A 24,376-nucleotide genomic window follows, 5' to 3' on the forward strand; every position below is an offset into this window, starting at 1 on the left:
TTACTTAAGTGAACTCCAATCAAATGGTTGCTCTACAAAATAGTATGCATTATTGTCATCAGGAGCAGGCGCAAATGGAACAGGTTTATGCGCGACTGTAGGCACAAACGGGTTATTAACAGTATTATATGTTCCTGTAAATGGAATAACTTTCTTATCATATAACTTTGGATCTCTTCTAAGAATGAATGGACGATTTAAGTCCGGTTGATTAGAACTACTTCCCTTAAAGTAACCGCTATCTTCAACTTTTTTCAACTTAGAATTAACAGGGAAAGCTACATAAAAATCGTTAATCCTATAATTCATACCTGACCATTTAGAGGTATCTTTCATCGCATGGAAAATATCCATTATTTCATTTGCATTAAGATCTTTTAGAACGCCATGATCACAAATCTTCTTGTAATTAAAAGGATTGATCAATGGACTAGTTCCACAATACGGGAAACTACCGTTATAAAATTCTACTGCTCCAGAATCTCCCGCAATAAGATGATTTCTCATATTAGTTTTCTTATCTTTTGAAACAGTAATATTCAAATTTAATGAATCAAAAATATTTTTAATTACTTCATCAGAACTATTAGCATCAACTTTATCTACATCAATATTATCTGAATTAGGAACATATGATTTCGCAGAAGTACTAAGATTGTCATCGCTCAAATCAGGCTTACCATTTACTGTGTATAAAGATAGTCTTAAATTCTTCAAAGAAGAATATTGTTTAACAACCTTTTCAATATTTATGCAATTACCAGATTTAGTACACCATTTTCCTAAAAGTGGATCAAGGAACTGTATTATATAAGATTTACCATGATCAACATATGAACTCAGAGCTTCCTTAGTTTTAGAAGCGTCAATTCCATATAACAAATCAATATGTCCATTTGTTACGCTTGATCCGAGAGATGGATAAGAACCAACAATTTTTCCTAACATTTTCTTTGACGAAAAATGAGGTGTTAGCATAACGTCTTTGAACCCAAGGGATTCAAGTTTCTTTAAAGCAGCTTCTTTATCCATTCCAAATAAATCAATAGGTATGCCTTTTCCTTTACTAGCAACTGCTAAATGAATAGCGTCATGGTCTGGATTTATAACAGAATTTCCAGGCATTGGATCAGCTCCAATAACTTCTCCATCTTTCTTATTATTAGATACAACTTGATGAATCTTTATTTCAACACCCATATCTTTAATTACTTCTTTAGCAGAAGAAAGAGATGCTCCGATTACACCTTTTTCTGGAACTCCTGGACCAATAGATTCAACAATCGTAATTTTATTAGATTTTAATACATAACTTCCCGGATTTGCGCCGTTTAATCTTATATAGCTTCCACTCTTCAACTTATTAAATTCTTTTTTAACTTCAACAGTTAAACCTTGTTTTTTAAGATTACTTTCAATTGTATTTACAGGCATATTCTTCAATTGTGAAGATTTAGGAATATATACTTTATTATTTGCAAAATAGGCAAATACTCCAATAGCAGCAGCTAAAACAACTACAAGTGAAACAATAATAGAGATTATAATAACTTTACGCTTAGTTTTTTTATTATTTTTATTATTTATTGGCGAGCTCGACTCAGAATTTGTATTTGCTGCATTTGTTGTATCTGATGGAGCTGTTGAATTGGTTGTAGATGTTGTAGCTGCTGTATCTTCTACAGGAAAACCACAATTATCGCAAAAAGACCAATCATCTTCGACTTTCTTACCGCAATTTATACAAAACATATCAATCCCTCGTTTAGCTCTCGTACATAATCCAATATACTACAAGAAAACGCTATTTACACACTAAACAGGTTCTATATTCTAGAAAAGAAACATATAAAAATTTATAGATTTATAAATAAAAAAAAACGCGCGACTAAAAAGCCGCGCGCAATAAAATTCACTAAATCAACATGAATTTACTCATCAAATCCAAAGCCACAATAATTGCAACCCAGAACAAAGCGATAAACACAGTCCAACGGTTCAAATTCTTCTCAGCGACACCAGAACTACCAGCGTTCTTTGTTAAGCCGCCACCAAACATATCGGAAAGACCGCCGCCTTTACCCTTATGCATCAAAATTAATAGAGTGAGCAAAATGCTTGCGAGCACTAATAATACTTGCAAAACAATCTTGACAGCGTTCACAACTAACCTCCCGTTATAGAGTACTTTGATTGAGCATAATACTAACCATTGACCTATTTATTTACAATATTCACAATATCAGCAAGTTCATCTGCATCTAAAGCAGCTCCTCCAATAAGAAAACCATCTACATCATCTTCTTGTATCAGAGTAGATGCATTTTGAGAAGTAACGGATCCACCGTACAGAATTCGCACATTATTTGCGACTGTTTGCGAAAAAGTATTTCTTAAATCTTCGCGAATAGCATATGCAGCTTCTTGTGCAGATTGCGCGTTCGCAACCATGCCAGTTCCAATTGCCCATACAGGCTCATAAGCAATAATCAAACGTTCAGCCTGCTGAGAATCTAAATCACGAGTAACATCATGTACTTGTCCAACTGCAAAATCTAATTCAATGCCTTGCTTACGCTCTTCAAAACTTTCGCCAACACAAAGAATCGGCTGCATTCCAGCAGCTAGAACAGCTCTAACTTGATCAACAATATTTGCATCATCTTCAGGATGATATTTTCTACGCTCAGAATGCCCAACAATCACAAACGAACATCCAAGACTTGCAAGCATATCTGCTGAAACATCACCTGTGAAAGCACCTTGTGCTGTTACAGATACTGCTTGAGCACCATAAAGTATAGGAAGTTTATTTGATTCAACTAATACTTGCACGCTTCTAATAGATGTAAAAGATGGCATTATAGCTACATCACATTTGCGATAATCAAAATGAAAATCATGTAAAAGTAAAGCAAACTTGTGAACAAAATAAGTAGCTTCACGATGATTAAAATTCATCTTCCAATTACCTACAACAAGCGGCTTTCTTCGTTGAATCATATTCATCCTTAATAGCAATTCTCAAAAATGCTTAAATGATTAAAAATTAACAGTGTGCCGACCCTATATTTAAGAGTCGACACACTATCTACAAATAACTTTATTACAAGAATACTAGTCAAGCACGCTCAAGCCTGGAAGAGTCTTACCTTCCAAGAACTCGAGTGAAGCACCGCCACCAGTTGAGATGTGAGAGAAACCATCTTCTGCAAATCCAAGATTACGAACTGCAGAAGCAGAATCGCCGCCACCAACAATAGTGAAAGTACCATTCTTAGTAGCATCAACCAATCCTTGAGCTACAGCGCGAGTGCCATCTGCGAACTCTGGAACTTCAAACACTCCCATAGGACCGTTCCAAACAACTGTCTTAGAATCAACAATCTTGTCGTGGAAAAGCTTCTGTGAATCTGGACCAATATCTAAGCCCATCTTGTCTGAAGGAATAGAATCAGCTGGAACTACTTCTGGAGCAACTGGAGTATCGCCTGCTGGGAAACCTGCGTTCACAACAATATCAGTTGGAAGAACAAGCTCAACGCCATTTGCTTTAGCTGTTTCAATATATCCTTTAACTTTCTCAAGCTGATCCTCTTCAAGCAAAGAAGTACCAACTTCATGACCTAAAGCCTTCAAGAATGTGAATACCATACCTCCGCCAATAACTAAACGATTAGCTTTAGAGAGCAAGTTCTCAATAACACCAAGCTTGTCGGAAACTTTAGAACCACCAAGAACAACAGTCAAAGGACGCTCTGGATTTTCAGTTGCACGAGAAAGTGCCTTAACTTCCTTTTCAACAAGCAATCCGGCAGCTGAAGGAAGATCTGCAGCAACATCGTAATTAGAGCCCTGAGCACGGTGAACAACACCAAAACCATCAGAAACAAATACTTCACCAAGAGACGCAATCTTCTTAGCATAAGCTGCACGCTCGGAAGCATCCTTGCTGGTTTCTTCTGCGTTAAAGCGCACGTTTTCAAGCAAAACAACGTCACCGTTGTTCATTGCGGCAACTTTAGCTTGAGCATCTTCACCATAAGTGTCTGCAGCCAAAGCAACTTTCACACCAAGAAGCTCACCTAGACGAGCTGCAACTGGAGCTAAAGAAAGCTCAGGAACAACTTGTCCCTTTGGACGTCCAAGATGAGCCATCAAAATAACTTTTGCATTCTGCTTGCGCAAAGCATTGATTGTTGGCAGAGCTGCACGAATACGGCCGTCATCGGTGATAGTCGTACCCTTGAGAGGAACATTAAAATCAGCACGAACTAAGACGCGCTTACCGCTCAAATCTCCCAAATCCTTAAGTGTCTTCATTGGTATCCTTTCAAAACCATGATGCAAGTAATATAAATCGAAGCATGTTTAATTTGCCTCGAAAATCTACAAATGCCAAGTGCGATTATATCGCATAAACCCAACAAAAAAGCATTTTTATTTGTAATAAAAAACGAATACACATTGCAATTGCATCACAATAAAATATATAAAATTGGGGTTACAAGCATTTCGCTTATAACCCAATAATTTTTGTGTCTTTACGCTCGAACACAGAAATAATTTGTAAGATCATTTACAAATCACGTGCAAATTTAAGAACTATCTTAAGAACGAGATTTTTCAACTTTATCTGAAAGCTGCAAAAGTCTTCTAATACGTCCTGCAATAGCATCCTTAGTAATAGGAGGATTAGCTAAATGTCCAAGCTGTTCCAAAGTTGCATGAGCATGCTCTAAGCGCAAACGTCCAGCCATCAACAAATTATCTGGAATATCATCGCCTAAAATATCAAATGCATGACGCACTTTCTTACAAGCTTCAGTCGCAGCACGAGCACTTCTACGCATATTAGCATCATCAAAATTAGCTAAACGATTAGCTTTTCCGCGTGCTTCACCATCAGATCGCTTACCAGTCCATTCTCTAGCAGAATGTGGAGCTCCAATAAGATTCAACATACGCTCAATAGCATCTGAATCTCTTAAAGTAACTCTTTCAGAACTACGAACTTTACGAGCTTTGGCACTAATTCCTAAACGAGCTGCCATTGTTTGCAAAGCTGTAGCAGCTTCAGCTGTAGGGCAAACAATTTCTAAATAACTCGCTTTACCAGGATCTGAAATAGCACCGTGAGCCAAAAAAGCTCCTCGCCAAGCTGCTTTAACTTGAGCAATACTTCCACCAACAATCTCAGGAGCTAACCCAGCAACAATACGCATACGACGATCTAATAAACCAGATTGCAATGCTAATGCTGTAGCGCCATGTTCAACAAGAACGTCATAACGAATTACAGATCCGTTAGGTGTTTGACGAGTGACCTGAGAAACACTAGCATCACGCTTGCACTGTATTCGTAAAACATCGACAAGCCACTGAGCAGCGCTCAATGAGTCGAATTGGGCACGAATTACAGCCTTATTATTAACTGGTCGCAAACCGCCAGCAAAGCGCATCATCGCAGCCGCTTGAGCCATAATGACAGTCGGGAGCTCGTTGTCGTTCGATACGAGTTCATTTTTGACGTCGTCAAGAAGAGCCAAGAGACAACCTCCTACTTTTGTTCTTCTTCAAGTATGCGTTTTTTGATTCGTGCATGATGCGCAAAACATCGACATGCTCGGCTTTCTGTGATACCGAATGACTTGGACATTTTCGAACAAATCTCAATAATTTGCACATCAATAATTGCTATGCATCAAGATATTACAACACTATTGTTATATTCTACGTGCTAACTCGCGAGCAGAAACAGTAACTTGTAAACCATGAATACGCAATCTTCTTGCTAACTCAATGCTTACAGCTACAGAACGATGTTGACCACCAGTACATCCAACAGCAATCGTAACATAATGTTTATCTTCTTTTGCAAAACCATCAATTGCAGTACGCAATGCTTTTTCATAAGAATCCAAAAAAGAAACAGCTTGAGGATTAGATAACACGTAATCTTGCACAGCTTTATCTTTACCTGTTAAATCTCTTAATTCTGGAACCCAGAAAGGATTTGGCAAAAATCTCATATCAGCTACAAAATCAGCATCCATAGGCATTCCATATTTAAATCCAAAACTAAAAATATGAACCGATACAGTAGATAAGCCTTTTCCAAGAAGACTTTCATAAAGTTTTGTGGAAAGCTGATGAATGCTTAAGGTTGAAGTATCAATAATAATATTCGCACAATCTTTCAAATGACTTAAAAGCTCTCGTTCTTCACGAATACCATCAATAAGACGTCTACCACGTTGTAAAGGATGCGGTCTACGAACTGATTCATAGCGCTTAATAAGAACATCATCATGAGCATCTAAAAACAGTATTTGAGTCTTAACACCCAACTCATCAACATGAGCTAAGACAGCGAAAAGATCGTCAAAATATCCTCGAGATCTAACATCTATAACAGCAGCAAGTTTATGAACTTTAGAGCCAGAAGAAGTCATCATATCTACTAAAGGAATAAGCAGCTTAGGCGGTAAATTATCAATAACATACCATCCCATATCTTCTAAAGCATTTGCAGCATGAGATCTTCCAGCACCACTCATTCCAGTTATTAGCATTACTTCAAAATCAGCTAAAGAACTATTACGTGCATGATTATGCGGAGTAAAAGAATGATTTACAAAATCATCTTCATTATTTTTAATATTAGCTGGAAAATTTTCACTCTTAACACTATCGCTATGCATATCAACATCATGGCGATCATTAAGCAATGAATCATCATTCATAATGCTTCCTCCAACTCTTTACGCATATAACTGCTTAGCTTATCGTAATCTGTAGCCTTGTCAGAATCTTTTTTTAAAGCATTTGCAAAACAATTCTCGCCACAATTTGCAAAACAATTTGCAAAATTTTCTTTAGAATTCCGGTAAGCAAATGTCATAAGCTTTACTTGCTCTAACGCTTGGTATAAAAGCATTTCTTCGCCGCCAATTGCCAATCCGTATTGACTAAAAGCACTAAGAAGCATACTTGGGCGAGGATCATACACAACGTCAAGCAATACTCCCAGACTTTTTACACACCTATTTTGGCAGTAAGCTTTTAGAGCTAGAGCTATTAAATCTGCAACGTGCGCTGGAACAGTGCTTATTACTATGTCTGCTTCTGATATTGCTCGAATTGCGTCTAGTGAACTTAAAGATTGCAAAATAAGAGATTCATCATATTCAGATAATTTTTCCGCACACAATTTTTTCGCACTATAGTCAGCAAATTTCGCTGTAACGTCTTCACTAAATATTGGGAATTCAATGCCTTGAACCGATTCGTAGTTTGCATTATTTGCGTTACTTTGAATTTTGTTAATTTGAAAATCGTGAATTCCGTTACTTTTAATTCCATGATTCTCGTTACTTTGAATTTTGTTACTTTCTAAGCACGGTTCTATACTTCTGCTATTTGGAAAATCAGCACAATAGGTACGCAAAATATTATTAAAACGTTCAACGCCTTTTACACTACCATTATTGTCAGTTCTAGCAACAACTTGCACTTTTTCAAGTTTTGAAGCTTGCGCGATTTCTATAAGTGCAGCCATTGCAGATGATGCAGTATTACCACTACCAATAATAACAGCCTTTTTTACTTGGCTTATGCGCTCTCGCAAAGCTCGAATAAAAACTGCAATTATGCCATTTACATCAGTGTTGCACAGTTCAATTTGACAAGGAGATGCTATTGCAGGATTTGTTGTAAAAATCACTGTGTTTGCGACTCTAAGTGCGCTAGACCAATAATCGCAAGGAGTACCAAGTTTCATTACGGCTTTTTTAAGCGGCATTGTAAGGCTTAAGCCTTTCCAAGAATCGTCAAGTTTTAAAATAAAATCAGCTAACTCTGTTTCACTCACTTTTTCTTTGCTATATTGCCAATTTGTTAGACCTAAAGCTTTATAAGCAGCGTTGTGCAATACAGGAGAAAGTGAGTGAGAAATAGGATCTCCTAATACTGCACAATGAAAAATCTCACACATATTCTCTCCTATCAATAAGCCAATAAATCCTTAGCGTCAAAACTAAAACGCAATTCTCCTTTATAATTAAATGCGCTATGTTCAGATAACTCTTTACGCAATCTTCTAACTAATTCCCCTCTAAATTCTAAAGGAACTCTTACTACTGCTTTAACACGATCATGCAATTCTTCGAAATGCAAATTGTGATCGCTAACAGGCGTATGCATAGGTACTATTCCAAGCAAAGGCGAAATGGCAACATTATCAACAAAAATATTAGGAAGATCATTATTTTTAATATCTTTATTAAATCCGCTAGAAATATAATGATCAGCATTGTTATCATTATTTTTTATTTTACTAGACTCAATTTCATCACAATAATTATGAATAGCACCAATATTTTTTAATGCTCTCATAACAGCTTGTCTACTACCCCAAACACATGCAGCACAAACTGTTGGAGGAAGAGCAGCTCGCTTTCGCTCAGAAAGCTCATAAGATGCCAAAATAGATGAATCCCACGATTCAAGTGACTTAGCAATTGCACTATGAGTTTCACCTAATATCATCACACATCCACCACGAGATTTTGCAGCGCAAGCGCAAGAAGCACGCATCCACGATTCCAATACATCGTATGAACCATCTAAATTAGTCAAATATAAACTCGTCCACGCGTCAAGTAAAGCAACTACTTGATATTCTCCAGTAAATGTTTCATATGCAATAGAAGAAATATTAGAAATATTATTGTGATTTTTATCACTTTTTTGACTTCTATTTAGATATACAACATCTGACGCATTACTTTGAAGATTACTTTGAAGATTTTCGCCTATATTTTCTACATCACTTACGCCATTGATACTATTATCACGATCACTGCTATCAACAAAATCATCGCCTGCAGCACGCTTAAAATCAGGTTCTAAATCAATATCTTTTCTACTATTTTCAAAAGAATAATTGTTATTTAAACGTTTAACTCTAGGCTCTGCACCCGGAGTTGCAACTACAATTACAGCTTCCTCGTTAATCCAATGCACAATACCGTTTGAACAATGAGGTGATGAAACAATCAACTTAACACCAGGAAATAGCATTGAAAGCTGCTTAATCGTGCCAGATGCACCGACACGAATTGCGCGCAAAGACTTACCTGAGCAATACGTACACGACCAATTCGCTAAACTATTACCACACCATGCGCACCTTGAATGAGCGCCATCTATACCAAAATCAATTGGACCTGTACAACGACGACATCTAGCTTGATGACGGCATTTAGTACAAATAACTGACTGAGTAACTCCATCTTGAGGAATCGACATTAGCACAGGCTTACCAATGCTTAATGCATCTTTTATAATCCTAACTGCTGTATCTGGAACTCTTAATCCTGCACTTTCATCGCCAATTTTTTCTAAAGTCTCACGATTAAGCCATCTTACCCAAGCTGAAGCTTCATATCTAACAGAATTAAAAGGAGTAATAATCTCACTTTTTCCAGAAACTAACGATGAATTTTGGTAATTATTTGAATTATTGGATTCATTTAATTTATTTGATTCGTTTGATTCATTTGATTTAAGAGAAGATCTTAAATAATCTTCGCTATCAATTTCATATTGGCTAACTAAACTCCTCGCAAAAGACATAGATATGAATACACCGCCATGACTTTTAGCGCGCAATCGCATAACACCTCTAGCTTGAGCATACGGTTGCATACCGTCAGCCTGCTGATAAGCACAATCTTCAACAATAACGAAAAGAGCAGCTCCTTCAACTGGCGCATACATTGCAGCCCTAGTTCCTAATACACACGGAACAATCCCCTTGGAAATTGCAATCCAAGACCTATATCTATCTGCTGGAGTGTCTGCAGCACAAAGTCGCACAACATCACCAGAAAATTCTCCATTTTTTAACTTCTTATATGGTTTGATTCCGCAAACCATAAGCGCTCGCATAACATCATTCACTTCTCGCAATGTAGGCAATACTACTGCGACTTGTCGTCCAGAGCCGATAGCTGTTGTAATAATCCATGCCAAATCTTGCGCCCAACGTCCAGAGCCCGGCAAAGCATCCAAAATAAAAGAAGAAGATTGACTAGCGTTATTAACTTCATTAGAAAAATCACGAAGCTCATTGAGCTCATCACAAGAAATATAAGAATATGGATTATTAACATGACATAATGCTTTCTTCAAAGATAAAGCATTATTATAAGACGCTATCATCCTCTCATCGCTTGTACGAAATACACGCTCTGAGCCGTTATATTCAACTAAATTACTTGATAAGTCTTCGTGAAATTTAAGCGATGGAAGAATTTTTTCTCGAAGCGTTTTAATCCTAAGTTTTTGAGAGCGATTACAAAAATAAGCATCGTCTTCAACACTTGCTATTCTTTGAGGAACAGCCAACCTAATAATATTTGCAGGAGTTCCACCATAAGCATCAGCTATAGATAGAATATCTGCTCGCATTGAAGAAGATAATAAAACTCCATTTGACAAAACACGATCAATAAATCTCAAGGAATCTTTTGTAGTATGAGATTCATCTGACCTAGACCAAATAATTCCATTAACACGTCTTGCGCCAAAACGAACTCGAACTAATACTCCAGGGCGCGCAATATCATCATATTTTTCTGGAATAAGATAATCAAAAGTATGACCTAAATGCGCAGCTTGAACATCAAGCATAACATGAGCAACAGCATTAGAATGTGCAGGCACACTATAAGATGCGCTTTTTTTACGCTTCTTCTTGTGCGCTAAACCTTCTAATTCAGGTTGTTGCAGCATAAATCACACCTTCACTCTTATGCTAAACAGTCTAACAATTCTGCTGATGAATAGACGAAATAGCATGTTTCAAATCTTCAACACGATTCAAATTCTCCCAAGGGAATTGCACATCAGTTCTGCCAAAATGACCATAGGATGCAGTTTTAGCGTAAATTGGACGCAATAAATTAAGCTCGTCAATAATTGCTGCAGGGCGCAAATCAAATACCATACGAACAGCTTTAGATATATCGTCACAACTTATTCCAGAAGTTTCAGTACCGAAAGTTTCTATATTTACACTAACTGGCTCAGCAATACCAATGGCATAAGCTACTTGCACTTCTACTTTATGAGCTAAAGATGCCGCAACTATATTCTTTGCCACCCATCTAGCAGCATAAGCAGCAGAACGATCTACTTTACTTGGATCCTTTCCAGAAAAAGCACCGCCACCATGATGAGCAGCTCCACCATATGTATCGACAATAATTTTTCTGCCTGTCAAACCAGAATCTGCAGCAGGCCCTCCTAATACAAATGAGCCAGTAGGATTAACTAACATCCTATAATTTTCGTAACTAACTTTATTTTCAAGAGTTTCTTTAAAAACAGGATTAACAACATTTTCTACTAATTGCTTTTGAAGCCAATCATGCGAAACATTTGGATCGTGTTGAGTAGAAATAAGAACAGTATCAACACGCTTAGGACTACCATCTTCACCGTATTCAATAGTGACTTGAGTTTTACCATCAGGACGCAAATGCGGGATAATACCATCTTTACGAACTTTTGCTAATCTATACGCAAGCTTATGAGCTAAATAAATAGGCAAAGGCATATAAGAATCTGTTTCATCGCTAGCATAACCAAACATAACACCTTGATCACCAGCACCTTGAGAAGAATAACGATCTTGTAAAGAAACTGAATCATTCTTAGAATCTATACGCTGTACACCTTGATTTATTTCAGAACTTTGCTCAGTAAGCGATACCATAACACCGCATGAATCTGCATCAAGACCAATAGTAGAACTCGTATATCCAACGTTTCTAACAACTTTACGAACTATTCCAGGAATATCTGTATAAACTTCTCCACGAACTTCGCCAAAAACTACGAATTGACCTACGCAAGCACACACTTCTACAGCAACATGAGCACTAGGATCTTGGCTGAGCATATCGTCTAAAATCGAATCAGCAATTTGATCACATAACTTATCTGGATGCCCCTCTGTCACAGATTCTGCAGAAATTAACTTGCGTTCTTTCATGTACCCTCCATATTTTTAAGCAAAATCACGCATAAACTAACAAATCGCAGCCATATAATCACTCAAGGAGCTACCTTATATGACTGCGATCGTTCTAACAAAGAAATAAAACTTAATTGCCTTCACTCATATCATCGTCACCAAGAGTTTCCTCTAACAAGCCTTCGTTGATTTCACGGAAAGCAATAGAAAGAGGCTTTTCTTGATTTTGATACTCAACAAGCGGACCAACATTTTGCAATAAGCCCTCATTGAGTTGAGTGAAATAAGAATTAATCTGCCGTGCTCGTTTTGCGGCAAACAAGGCAAGCGCATACTTGGAGTCCGCATGTTCCATCAAATCGTCAATCGGCGGATTCGCAAGTCCCGTAGGTGTTGGCTGAGTGCCCAATGCCATAATGTTCTCCATATTCTATGGTGCCACAATAGTTCCAAGTTGCTTATTATATGCTACAGCTTGGATATTGCAAGCATCGATTTCCTTTTAAATAAAAAATTTTAAATGTTCTATACTATTATGCTCTAAGACTAAAGGAGAAAAACAGCTTTCGCTCACTTCAAATCATATTCTTGAGCAATTATATTCCATAACTCGTTAGCAGCACGATTTACATCATCATTAACAATAACTACGTCAAATTCGCTAGCAGCAGCTATCTCTACTTTCGCAGTTTCTAAACGCCGCTTTTGCTGCTCAGGAGTTTCAGTACCACGACCAATCAATCTTCTTTTAAGTTCTTCAAAACTTGGCGGAGCTATAAAAACATAAACAACTTCTAATCCTAAACGGGAAGCTTCTTGCTTAACTCGCCTAGCACCTTGCAAATCGATCTCTAAAAGAGTAGGAATATTCTGCTCTAAATGATCTAAAACAGGCTGAAGAAGAGTTCCGTAATAAGCCATTCCATGAACTAGTGCAGTTTCTAAAAATTCTCCGTTACGCTGACGGCGCTTAAACTCATCTTCATCTAAAAACCAATAATGAATGCCATTAAACTCTCCTGGGCGAGGAGATCTAGTAGTTGCAGAAACAGAGAGCCAAATATTAGGGTGTTTTTCACGCAATACGCCTTCAACAGTACCTTTTCCAGCGGCAGTAGGACCAGTAAGAACAATAAGCCTACGCTTACGAACACCGTATGTATAAGTTGTATTGGCCATCGTAACATCGTGCTCCACTAAAATCATGTTTTGTTTACTATAGCTTACGTAAAAATACATTACATAAACATATAAACACGTTACCACTCTTACATGAATTATAACTTCGTTTTCTGTTAATGCCTTATTGCTGATTTTTATTTGCTCTTAAATCCAACAATTTAATTTAATATTTTCGTCAAGCTTAATGTTGAGAATCGTCAATCCATTAAAGCTTGACGAATATCCCAAGCAATACGCTCAGTAGCAGCTGAAAGAGAGCCGATATCTGGACCATGAGAAGCAATAGATCTAGAAACAGTAACTAAAACATTTCCGTGAGTTCCAGCAAATACAGTTTTCAAATCGTTTGCTTCAGCTCCTTGCCAACCATATCCAGGAGAAAGAATTGGACCTGTAAAACTAGTAAGATCAACATCTCCACCATTCATCCAATCTCCAATAGTAGCTCCAACAATTAAGCCAACCGAACCCATGCCTTTAGTGTGCTCATTAAAGCTTTGAGCAGTTTGAGCAATACCATGAGCAACAGTATGCCCGCGATAACTTCCACTTTGACGAATAGCTGTTTGAAGATTAGCTCCTTCACGATTAGATGTCAGAGAAGCCATGAAAACTCCACATCCATTATTCAAAGCTTCGTTTATAAGACTACTCATAGAGCGAGCGCCATAATATGGAAGAAGAGTTATAGCATCTGCTCTTAATGGTGCTCCAGGCTTAAAATATGCATCTGCTAAAGCTGAAATAGTTGTAGATAAACCACCATGACCGCAATCAACAATAGTAATAACATCCATTTGACGAGCCGCATAAAGAACACGTTCAAGCGCTGCGAAACCTTTAGATCCGTAGCGCTCAAACATACTCGATTGGAATTTAACTGCAGCAGCACGACCGTTCATAGATTGAAGCATTCGCATAGAGAACAATTCAGCACCTTGAGCATCCATATTGTATCCCCAATTAAGCAACATTTTCCTATGAGGATCAATACCGACACATAGAGGTCCATATTTTGCCATTGCATTTTGTAAACGCAAACCAAAATCAGATCTTTGTGCTTGTAATTCTTGATCGCATATGCTTTCAGTCATATGATTTTACGCTCGACTTTCTTAAAGCTACTTTTGGTTTTCAGCACATTCTATTGCAAACAGTTGCTTAGCATGCTCCTGTATACTCATAACCTGATAATCATTGTTTTTAACAGCTTCAATAGCCATTAAAACAGGTGCGAACTCAGTAATTGTAGTGAATTGAGGAAGATCTGCAGCAACAGCAGCAGCACGAATTGCATATCCATCAGTGCGAGATCCTCTAGAATTCGGTGTGTTCAGCACCATATCAATCTTACCATTCTCAATAAGTTCTACTACGTTTTTGCCAATTCTTTCTTTAGAATATTCGCTATCACGCACATCTTTAGCGGTATCACCAATACTAGAAATTTTATCTACAATAACAGAATCAATACCGTATCTACGCAATACAGAAGCAGTACCTTCAGTAGCCCAAATAGTAAAACCAAGTTCCACTAAACGAACAGCTAATAATGGCAATTGTCTTTTATCTGCATCACTTACAGAAACAAATACATTTCCGCTTGTTGGCAATCCTCCCTTATATGCAGCAAGCTGGCTTTTAGCAAAAGCGTGTGGAAAATCTCTATCGAATCCCATAACTTCACCAGTTGAACGCATTTCAGGTCCAAGAAGAATATCAACAGTACGTCCAACAGGAGTGCGGAAACGCTTAAAAGGCAGCACGGAAGCTTTAATAGCAACTTGTTGACCTTGATGAATATCACCGCCGTCACCCTTAGGAAGAAGAAGACCACGTTTACGTTGCTGTTCGATTGTTTCACCAGCCATAATTCGTGCAGCAGCTTTAGCAAGCGCTACACCAGTTGCCTTAGATGCAAACGGAACTGTGCGCGATGCTCGAGGATTTGCCTCAATCACGTACAAAGTATTCGCCATAAAAGCGTACTGAACGTTAATAAGACCGCGAACTGAGCAGCCGCGAGCAATCGAAAGCGTGCCCTCACGAAGGCGGCGAATCTGATCGTCCGAAAGTGTGCTTGGAGGAAGAGTGCAAGCTGCGTCACCAGAGTGCACGCCAGCTTCCTCAACATGTTCCATAATTCCGCCAATATAAAGCTCATTGCCGTCATAAAGCGCGTCAACATCAATTTCAATAGCGTCTTGCAGGAACTTATCAATCAAAAGAGGAGAAGGAAGCCTGCCAGAAACAACAGTGTCTGCACGAGCCTCATTCAATGCGCGCTCAACATATTTTGCAAGCTGAGAGTCATCGTACACGATTTCCATGCCACGCCCGCCAAGCACGTAGCTTGGTCGCACAAGAACCGGGTAACCGATTGCGTGAGCAGCATCCCTTGCTTCATCTAAACTTAACGCTGTACCGTATCGAGGAGCATTCATTCCTTCTTGACGAAGAACTTCACCGAAAAGTTCACGATTTTCAGCCAAATCAATAGCTTCAGGAGTTGTTCCCAAAATTGGAACTCCTGCAGCTTTCAGACGAGCAGCAAGCGAAAGTGGAGTTTGACCACCAAGCTGCACAATCACGCCTTTAACTGGTCCAAGTTTCTTTTCAGCTTCATAAATTTCAAGAACATCTTCGAAAGTAAGAGGCTCAAAGTAAAGACGATCAGACATATCATAATCTGTAGAAACAGTTTCAGGATTACAATTAACCATAATAGTGTCGTAATCCTTACCCAGTTCTTGAACAGCATGAACACAAGTGTAATCAAACTCAATTCCTTGTCCAATTCGATTCGGACCAGAGCCAAGAATAATTACTGCTTCACGATTGCGCTTCTTCAATTCACTTTCATCAGCATAGCAAGAATAGTAATAAGGAGTAATAGCATCAAACTCTGCAGCACATGTATCTACAGTTTTATAAACAGGATGCAATCCATAAGCCCAGCGAAGCTCGCGGACCATATTTTCACCCTCATCACCAAGAGAACGCAAATGTGCAATTTGAACGTCCGAAAGACCTGCAAGCTTAGCATTCTTCAAAACTTTAGGAGTTAAAGTTTCAGCATTTTTAACATATAAAGCTGTTTTATTGATTTGTGCAAGTTGATGAATAAACCACGGATCAATTTTAGTTGCATCGAAAATCTGTTCAGGAGTAGCTCCTCCCCACAAAGCACGCTGAATTTGCAAATATCTATGCTCTGTTGGAGTATGAATCTCATTTAGAAGATCCTCAACTTCTTCTTTACTTGGACACTCACCATCCCAGCTAAAGCATGCATGACGCTTGTCAATTGAGCGCATTGCTTTACCAAGAGATTCCTGGAAGTTTCCAGCTAACGCCATTGCTTCACCAACTGACTTCATAGAAGTAGTAAGAGTGGTATCTGCTCCTGGGAATTTTTCGAAAGCAAAACGCGGAATCTTAGTAACAACATAGTCAATCGTTGGCTCAAAACTTGCAGGAGTAGAACGAGTAATATCATTTTGAATCTCATCCAAAGTGTATCCAAGAGCAAGTTTCGTTGCAATTTTCGCAATCGGGAAGCCAGTAGCTTTAGATGCAAGAGCAGAAGAACGAGATACGCGAGGATTCATCTCGATTACAATTATGCGACCCGTTTGAGGATTGATTGCGAACTGAATATTGCATCCACCAGTATCTACACCAACACCGCGAATAATAGCAATACCAATATCACGCATCTTTTGATATTCGCGATCTGTAAGAGTAAAACATGGAGCTACAGTAATAGAATCACCTGTATGCACTCCTACTGGATCAACATTTTCAATAGGGCAAACAACTACAACATTATCCTTTGAATCTCGCATAAGCTCAAGTTCAAATTCTTTCCAACCTTCTATTCCTTCTTCAATAAGAACTTCATTAGTTGGAGAATAATGTATGCCTGCTCCTGCAATACGATGCAACTCTTCTTCATTATGAGCAATACCAGAGCCCAATCCACCCATTGTAAAGCTTGGACGTACTACTACTGGGTATCCTAAAGTTTCAACAATTTTGTCTACTTCTTCTATTGAATGAGCAATAAATGATTTTGCGCTTTCCGCTCCAGCTTTTTCAACGACTTTCTTGAAAAGCTCACGATCTTCTCCTCTATCGATTGCTTCCAAAGAAGCGCCAATCAGCTCAACGTTGTACTTCTCTAGAATTCCTGCACGACCTAAATCCATCGCTGCATTAAGCGCCGTTTGACCGCCTAGTGTTGGCAACAGCGCGTCTGGCTTCTCTTTTGCAATTATTCTCTCTAAAATTGACGTGTCAATCGGCTCAATATAAGTAGCATCAGCAAGCTCAGGATCAGTCATAATCGTAGCTGGATTAGAGTTGACTAAGATTACGCGAATACCCTCTTCATGCAAAACTCTACAAGCTTGAGTTCCTGAATAATCAAATTCTGCAGCCTGGCCAATAACAATAGGACCAGAACCAATTACCATAACAGACTTTATATCAGTACGTTTTGGCATAGTAAATTTCCCCTTATTATTACTTTTCTGATTTAACGCAATTGTTATTATGCAAGCGCATAAGCTCTATAAAACGATCAAACAAATAAGATGCATCATGAGGACCAGCAGCAGCTTCAGGATGATATTGCACAGAGAAAGCTGGAATATCTAAACATTGCAATCCTTCAACAACGTTATCGTTCAAATCAATATGAGAAACCAAAACTTTACCAAATTTACCATTCTCATAAGGAGATTGAACCGGCTGACCAATAGGAGCATCCACAGCAAAACCGTGATTATGCGCTGTAACTTCAACTTTTCCAGTGGTTAAATCTTTTACAGGCTGATTTACTCCGCGATGACCAAATTTTAACTTGTAAGTATCGAATCCTAACGCTCTACCTAAAAGCTGATTCCCGAAGCAAATTCCAAAGAATGGATATTTTGCATCCAAAACTTTACGCAACAACTCAACTTCACGATTAGCTTGAGATGGATCTCCAGGACCATTAGAGAAAAATACTCCATCAACATTAAGATTTTGAAGATCTTCAAAAGAAATTCCTGAATTTACAACATATACTTTGCATCCGCGCTCAGCTAAACGATGCGGAGTCATTGCTTTAATTCCAAAATCAACAGCTGCAACACTGAATAACGGTTTCTTGCCCTCATACTCTCCAGATGGCTCAATAGTATAAGTAATTTTAGTACTTACTTCATCAGTTAAACGCAAGCCTTGCATTTGAGGAGTTTTCTTAATTTCATTAACAAACGATGCAACTGTACGTATTGCTCCAGTTGTACTGTCAATAAGCGCATCACTAGAAAAAATGCCGGCACGCATAACGCCTACCGAGCGTAAATGACGTACCAGCTTTCTAGTATCAATACCACTGATTGAAACGATACCTTGTTTTTCTAAATCATCTTGCAAGCAACCAGTAGATCTCCAATTACTAACAACCGGGCTTGGAACTTTAACAACATATCCAGCAACCCAGATTTTTGAAGATTCTGGATCTTCAAGGTTAACACCTGTATTTCCTATGTGTGGGAACGTTTGAACAACGATTTGTTGATCATAACTTGGATCAGTTAGTGTTTCCTGATAGCCTGTCATACCTGTTGAGAACACAATCTCAGCGCATGTAGAACCTTTAGCACCAAAAGGTTTACCAACGTAAACCTGACCATCCTCTAATACCAATACTGCATCGTCACTGTCGAATCCAGCAAAGGTGTCATTGTAGTCCACCTTAACCCCCTTATGGCTTTAGGTTATTCGTGGCAAGTCTACTCAGATTGTAGGACCGCGACTCGCCGAAATTGTGGATATAAAAAATCCGCTTAAGCAAATACTTTAAGCGGATTAACAAAATTTCAATTATTCAACTACATTAAATCTAGAAAATAATTTACTATTCTTCTATTCTTGCAAAGATTCACTAGTTTCAGATTCACTAGCATCCGTTTCATCAGCGTCTTGTGAAACTACATCACCATTTAATCTAGCTAAACAATCATCTTTAGAAGAAACAATTGCACTCAACAATCCATGAATGAAAGCAATAGCATCATCATCACTATAAATCTTTGCAAGTGCAATAGCTTCATCAATAGCTACTTTATCTGGAACATCATCGTTCGCAAGAATTTCCCATGCTGCGATTCGTAAAATATTACGATCAATAACAGCCATTCTTCCAACTTTCCAGCCGGTTGAACAATAATTAAGCACTTTATCAATTCTATGGCGGCGTTCACCTACACCGCGCACAATCTCAACTGCATATTCTGGAAGAGGAGTTTGAGCGCCAGGCTCTTTTACGCGCTCATCAAGTAAAGAAAGAATATTCTGACTTTTTTCATCTGCTTCGTAAAGCGTATTCAAAGCCCTCTTACGAGCTGTAGAGCGTGCCATAGTAGAGTCCTTCGTTTTATATTGTATTTAACTAAATCTTTATTAAGTTTTACTTTAACATTAAACTTAATCGTTTATCCAATAAAGAATTTTACTAATTCGATTTTTTATTCTTAATAAAATTTTCAAACGCTAAATATTTAGAAAATAAAGAAAATCTATATTAAAAATCGAAAAGAACGACCCAGCAACGCGTAAAATATATCGTTACCAGGCCGCCCAATATTGAAAATTTAATTAGTTCTCACGACCAAGATAAGATCCATCACGAGTGTCGACCTTAACTTTTTCACCTTCACCTACGAAAAGCGGAACCTGAATCTCAGCTCCGGTTTCTACAGTTGCTGGTTTAGTTCCAGCATTAGAACGATTACCTTGCAAACCAGGCTCTGTATGAGTAATAGTCAAAATCACAGATGCTGGAAGCTCAACACTTAAAGGAGTGCCGTCATGGAAACTTACTATGCAATCAGTACCTTCAAGCAAATACTTGCTTTGATCTCCAACCAAGTCCTTAGGAATATAAACTTGATCGTAAGTTGTCATATCCATGAAGACAAAATTATCTCCATCTTCATAAGAATATTGCAAAGTACGATTGTCAACAGTTTCAAACTCCATCTTCATTCCGGCGTTAAAAGTCTTATCAACGATCTTGCCTGAGAGCACATTCTTAATAGTAGTGCGCACAAAAGCAGGACCTTTACCTGGCTTTACATGCTGGAACTTAACAACAGTCCAAAGCTGACCTTCAAGGTTTAAAACCGATCCATTCTTAATATCATTGGTAGTCTGTGCCACGAGTTACCTGTTTCTTTCGCTAATAAAGCTGCAAGCGCAGCTTAAGAAATAAACCTTGCTTATTATGCCACAAAGCGTCAACTAATTAAAATCCAAAAACAATACTAAAGACGAAATAGCATATTTTTCTTAATTTTGACCATCTTGACCACTTTGACTATCTTGACTATCTTGAGTGTCAATATAATCAGGATCAACAGAGTCTGAATTATCATCACGACCAGACGGGACGTATCCTCCATCATCATCTTTTTGATGTTGAGAAGAAAGCGGATATCCATTACCATCACGATTTAGAAAATTAGAACTCAAATTTTTAATTTTCTCAAGATATTGATCAAAAGCTTTCTTTAAATCGTCAATGCATTGCTTCATCTCTTTAATATTATTGTTATTGCTATTATTAAGAGCTTGATTAGCTAAATCAACGATTTTCTGTAATTCATCTTTAGCTTGAGATAAAACAGGAATATTTTTAGTTTTATTTATAAGATCTTTGCCTTTAGAAACCAATTTCACTAGCTTTGCTGAAATAACACTCTTGGCAGCTTTAACAGCGTTATAAGCAGATTTTTTCAGGGAATCATTATCTTGACGGAAATTTTCAATTTTCCCAGAAAACTTATCTTCCACAGAAGGAGAATTGCTAGAATCAGCACCAACTGGACAATTTTGAATCTTCTCATTTAAATCCGCTTTAACATAATTTAAAGAAGATTCGAAATCATCAAAAGCGCTCTTAGCTTCATCAGAATTCACTACGAAATCATATGTTTTAATTTCTGTAGCATTACTAACATCGTCACTAGAAAGAGTTGCCTCTAGATTTTTTTGCTCAAAAAGCAAATCTTTACGCAAGCGAACGCAATTCTTAGTAGGCTCACTAACATTATTATGTTTTATGCTATTAGAATTAGTAGTAAACAAGAAAAATACAATTGACGCAACAATAGCAATTGCAATAACGCAAACAGCAACTACAGCTGCAATTTCTCTTTTACCACCAAATAATGAATTATCAAAATCATCATTATAACTAGAACCGTTTTCGCTCGTGTCTTTATCATAATCAGCAGGTATAAATTCAGGAGGCATATCTTCCGGGTTATCGAAGTTGCTATTTTGATCATTCATAATCGGTCATTTCATAGTAAAATTCACACAACAATAACGTAAATAATATAACTATATAAAGAAATTTAATTTTTAATGCTATTCACGCGCTCCATACTCTTGCAAATACTTTTTTGCGCTTCTTACAAGATTTTCATCCATAACAGCACTTCCATCACTATTTGTAAGCTTTTGAGCTGCATTAAAAATTTCACTTACGTTAGCAATTGGCAAAACAGGGAAGCCAAATTCTTTCTCGACTGCTTTTACTGCAGAAAGATCGCTATCTTTTGTGCGCTCCATTCTATCAACTGCTAAAATCAAACCGACTACTTCAACTTTTGCTTCAGAATTTAATTTTGGTAAAGTTTCACGAACAGCTGTTCCTGCAGTCATAACATCGTCAACTAATAAAACTTTCATGCCATCTTTCAAAGGCTTTCCAACCATAACACCGCCATCGCCATGATCCTTTCTTTCTTTACGATCGAAAGTAAAACCAACCGGCATATTGTAATTATTAGTCAACGCAATAGAAGTAGAAACAGCCAAAGGAATTCCTTTATACGCTGGACCAAATACAGTATCAATATCTTTCGGGAGTTGACTGTTATTTATTGCTTGTACAACTCTTTTAGCGTAATAATCTCCAAGAGTTGCAATTTTCATTCCATCGTCAAATGCTCCAGCGTTTATGAAATAAGGCGATTTTCTACCAGACTTCAATGTGAAATCACCAAATTTAAGAGCTCCTGAATCAAGTAAAAACTTAGTAAAACGTTCGTCTAACTGTTCCATTATTAACTCACTTTCTTAATATTTTTATAAGTTTTGCAAAATCGCTAACGCCAAGTCTTACCTTCAGCAAGCAAAGATGCTAATTTTGGTCTAGAATCAAGCAAATCATCTAATTCTCTAGCAATACGGATTGGAGCTGTAGGATCAACTAAAGCAGCAGCACCAACTTCTATTGCATTAGCGCCAGCATACAAGTATTCAAGTGCTTTTTCTCCAGAATCAATTCCGCCAATACCAATAATAGGAATATCTGGCATAGCTTGACGAACTCGCCAAACAAATCCTAAACCAATTGGAAAAACAGCAGGCCCAGAAACACCACCAGTGCGATTAGCAATAATTGGCTCACCAGTTCGAATATCAATACGCAATCCAACTAAAGTGTTAATCATACTAAGAGCGTCAGCACCAGCATCAACTGCAGCTTTACAAATTGTCACAATATCTGTAACATTCGGAGTCATTTTCACAATCATCGGCTTATCTGTCATTGCGCGAAGACGAGTAATTAAGCGGTGTAATGCCACTGGATCCGTGCCGACACTCATACCACCGTGAGTGACATTTGGACAACTAACGTTAATCTCCAACATATCTGCAGAAGAATCTGCAAGTTTAGCTACAACCTGAGCATAGTCATCGTCACTATGGCCTGCAACATTAGTAATTACAAGCGCTCCCATCTTTTTAAGCTTAGGTAGCTCATCTACTAAATAATGGTCAACTCCAGGATTTTGTAAACCAACTGCATTTACCATTCCAGAAGGAGACTCTGCTGTTCTAGGAGCAGGATTTCCTTGCCAAGGCACAGGTGAAACACCTTTAGTACATATTGCACCAAGCTGACTAACATCATAAAAACGACGACATGCTGCAAGCTGAAAAGTTCCAGAAGCAGTTCCAACCATGTTTTTCCACTTAACACCTGCAACTTGAGTTGGATGCTTCCACACGTGACTTGTGTCAAAACCTAAAGTTGCAGCGGAATTTGTAGCGTTCATATTTACTTCTTACTCCCAACCCAATCGCTTAGAATCAAAAACTGGACCTTCATTACAAACTTTCAATCGACCTTCTAGAGTATCTACTACACAAGCAACACAAGTGCCATAGCCACAACCCATACGAGCCTCTAAACTAAGTTGACATTCAATACTACGCTCATGCGCCCAATGAGAAACAGCTTTCATCATTGCAAGAGGACCACACGAAAGAATTACAATCGGCAAATTATCATTAAAATTAAAATGATTTTCTTCCTCTAATTTATTAAGAAGCGTAATAACAGTTCCTTCAGAATTAGTAATACTATGAACATCACTAATATATTCTTTCATTAAATCATCCGCAAAACGCTTATCTCTATATCCAAGAATCGCGCTTACAGTAGAATTCTCACACTTACTTAATGCTTGAGAAGCACATATCAAAGGAGGAACTCCTAATCCTCCACTTACAAGAATATAATGAGCAGATTTAGAAATATCATACCCTATTCCTAAAGGACCAATCGCATCAACACTATCACCTGCACGAAGGCGAGAAAAAGCTTTCGTACCGACTCCTACAACAGCGAATATTAAAGTAAAAGTATCACCTTCAACACTTGCAACTCCAAAAGGTCTAGGAAGCATAGTTGTTGAATCAGGAGAATACAAATTTACAAATTGAGCAGGAAGCGCACATTCAGCTATAGCAGAATCTCGCAAAGTCAAACGATATACACCATCATCAAGTTTCTGATTGTCTATTACTTCTATAGCACGTCTTGCTAAAAGAGGTGAATATTTTGCGTCATCATTAGATTTTGAGGGACTACCACCTATATCATCAGCATTATTATTACGAAAAGTAAATATGGAGCTTTCCAAAGCTTTTCGCGTATGCATAAACATGCCATCACTCATGTGATACCCCTACTCTTGTAGTAATTGCTATCAATTTTTATTTTTAAATCTAAAAAGCTTAAATTTTAGTTATTATAAACAATTTATTAAGCTATCTTTTAAATTATTCTTA

At 37.8% G+C, this 24,376-nt stretch carries 20 protein-coding genes; all 20 read right to left on the bottom strand.

The genetic code is table 11. From position 1 onward, the window contains the following. Window positions 1-1,752, bottom strand: coding sequence for a zinc-ribbon domain-containing protein (locus tag HMPREF3230_RS02090; RefSeq protein WP_075523331.1), 1,752 nt, complete (start codon window positions 1,750-1,752; stop codon window positions 1-3). 163 nt (window positions 1,753-1,915) lie between these two features. After that, window positions 1,916-2,164 (bottom strand): preprotein translocase subunit SecG, encoded by a 249-nt coding sequence (gene secG / locus HMPREF3230_RS02095; protein ID WP_075523332.1) that lies wholly within the window; start codon window positions 2,162-2,164, stop codon window positions 1,916-1,918. Window positions 2,165-2,217: 53 nt separating this feature from the next. Continuing rightward, the gene (gene tpiA, locus HMPREF3230_RS02100; protein ID WP_075523333.1) at window positions 2,218-3,003 is read right to left on the bottom strand and encodes a triose-phosphate isomerase; all 786 of its coding nucleotides are present in this window, start codon (window positions 3,001-3,003) and stop codon (window positions 2,218-2,220) included. Window positions 3,004-3,117: 114 nt separating this feature from the next. After that, the gene (locus HMPREF3230_RS02105; RefSeq protein WP_075523334.1) at window positions 3,118-4,323 is read right to left on the bottom strand and encodes a phosphoglycerate kinase; all 1,206 of its coding nucleotides are present in this window, start codon (window positions 4,321-4,323) and stop codon (window positions 3,118-3,120) included. 287 nt (window positions 4,324-4,610) lie between these two features. Beyond that, window positions 4,611-5,549 carry a DNA-binding protein WhiA gene (whiA, locus tag HMPREF3230_RS02110; RefSeq protein WP_075523335.1) on the bottom strand — a complete coding sequence of 313 codons (939 nt, stop codon included), beginning with the start codon at window positions 5,547-5,549 and terminating at the stop codon, window positions 4,611-4,613. Window positions 5,550-5,726: 177 nt separating this feature from the next. Continuing rightward, window positions 5,727-6,662, bottom strand: coding sequence for an RNase adapter RapZ (rapZ, locus tag HMPREF3230_RS02115; protein ID WP_082266249.1), 936 nt, complete (start codon window positions 6,660-6,662; stop codon window positions 5,727-5,729). 80 nt (window positions 6,663-6,742) lie between these two features. Next, window positions 6,743-7,996 (bottom strand): shikimate dehydrogenase family protein, encoded by a 1,254-nt coding sequence (locus HMPREF3230_RS02120; RefSeq protein WP_075523336.1) that lies wholly within the window; start codon window positions 7,994-7,996, stop codon window positions 6,743-6,745. 11 nt (window positions 7,997-8,007) lie between these two features. Continuing rightward, the gene (locus tag HMPREF3230_RS02125; protein ID WP_075523337.1) at window positions 8,008-10,800 is read right to left on the bottom strand and encodes a primosomal protein N' family DNA-binding protein; all 2,793 of its coding nucleotides are present in this window, start codon (window positions 10,798-10,800) and stop codon (window positions 8,008-8,010) included. A 31-nt stretch (window positions 10,801-10,831) separates the two neighbouring features. Next, entirely contained in the window at window positions 10,832-12,064 is a 1,233-nt protein-coding gene (gene metK / locus HMPREF3230_RS02130) for a methionine adenosyltransferase (RefSeq protein WP_075523338.1), read from the bottom strand. Between the two features lie 112 nt (window positions 12,065-12,176). Next, window positions 12,177-12,461, bottom strand: a complete 285-nt coding sequence (rpoZ, locus tag HMPREF3230_RS02135) for a DNA-directed RNA polymerase subunit omega (RefSeq protein WP_075523339.1) — start codon at window positions 12,459-12,461, stop codon at window positions 12,177-12,179. Between the two features lie 155 nt (window positions 12,462-12,616). After that, the gene (gene gmk / locus HMPREF3230_RS02140; protein ID WP_075523340.1) at window positions 12,617-13,225 is read right to left on the bottom strand and encodes a guanylate kinase; all 609 of its coding nucleotides are present in this window, start codon (window positions 13,223-13,225) and stop codon (window positions 12,617-12,619) included. Window positions 13,226-13,425: 200 nt separating this feature from the next. Continuing rightward, window positions 13,426-14,322: an orotidine-5'-phosphate decarboxylase gene (pyrF, locus tag HMPREF3230_RS02145; protein ID WP_075523341.1), complete on the bottom strand. Its 897-nt coding sequence runs from the start codon at window positions 14,320-14,322 to the stop codon at window positions 13,426-13,428. A gap of 27 nt (window positions 14,323-14,349) precedes the next feature. Continuing rightward, window positions 14,350-17,736, bottom strand: a complete 3,387-nt coding sequence (gene carB / locus HMPREF3230_RS02150) for a carbamoyl-phosphate synthase large subunit (protein ID WP_075523342.1) — start codon at window positions 17,734-17,736, stop codon at window positions 14,350-14,352. Between the two features lie 19 nt (window positions 17,737-17,755). Next, window positions 17,756-18,979, bottom strand: a complete 1,224-nt coding sequence (gene carA, locus HMPREF3230_RS02155) for a glutamine-hydrolyzing carbamoyl-phosphate synthase small subunit (RefSeq protein ID WP_075523343.1) — start codon at window positions 18,977-18,979, stop codon at window positions 17,756-17,758. A gap of 171 nt (window positions 18,980-19,150) precedes the next feature. Continuing rightward, window positions 19,151-19,645, bottom strand: coding sequence for a transcription antitermination factor NusB (gene nusB, locus HMPREF3230_RS02160; protein ID WP_075523344.1), 495 nt, complete (start codon window positions 19,643-19,645; stop codon window positions 19,151-19,153). 237 nt (window positions 19,646-19,882) lie between these two features. Further along, entirely contained in the window at window positions 19,883-20,446 is a 564-nt protein-coding gene (gene efp, locus HMPREF3230_RS02165; protein ID WP_004130995.1) for an elongation factor P, read from the bottom strand. Window positions 20,447-20,575: 129 nt separating this feature from the next. Then, window positions 20,576-21,580, bottom strand: coding sequence for a hypothetical protein (locus HMPREF3230_RS02170; protein WP_075523345.1), 1,005 nt, complete (start codon window positions 21,578-21,580; stop codon window positions 20,576-20,578). 78 nt (window positions 21,581-21,658) lie between these two features. After that, entirely contained in the window at window positions 21,659-22,357 is a 699-nt protein-coding gene (gene pyrE, locus HMPREF3230_RS02175) for an orotate phosphoribosyltransferase (RefSeq protein ID WP_075523346.1), read from the bottom strand. Between the two features lie 44 nt (window positions 22,358-22,401). After that, the gene (locus HMPREF3230_RS02180) at window positions 22,402-23,358 is read right to left on the bottom strand and encodes a dihydroorotate dehydrogenase (RefSeq protein ID WP_075523347.1); all 957 of its coding nucleotides are present in this window, start codon (window positions 23,356-23,358) and stop codon (window positions 22,402-22,404) included. Window positions 23,359-23,367: 9 nt separating this feature from the next. Then, the gene (locus HMPREF3230_RS02185) at window positions 23,368-24,264 is read right to left on the bottom strand and encodes a dihydroorotate dehydrogenase electron transfer subunit (RefSeq protein WP_075523348.1); all 897 of its coding nucleotides are present in this window, start codon (window positions 24,262-24,264) and stop codon (window positions 23,368-23,370) included. Between the last annotated feature and the right edge of the window lie 112 nt (window positions 24,265-24,376).

The sequence above is a fragment of the Gardnerella vaginalis genome (assembly GCF_001563665.1).
Lineage (GTDB): Bacteria > Actinomycetota > Actinomycetes > Actinomycetales > Bifidobacteriaceae > Bifidobacterium > Bifidobacterium vaginale_A.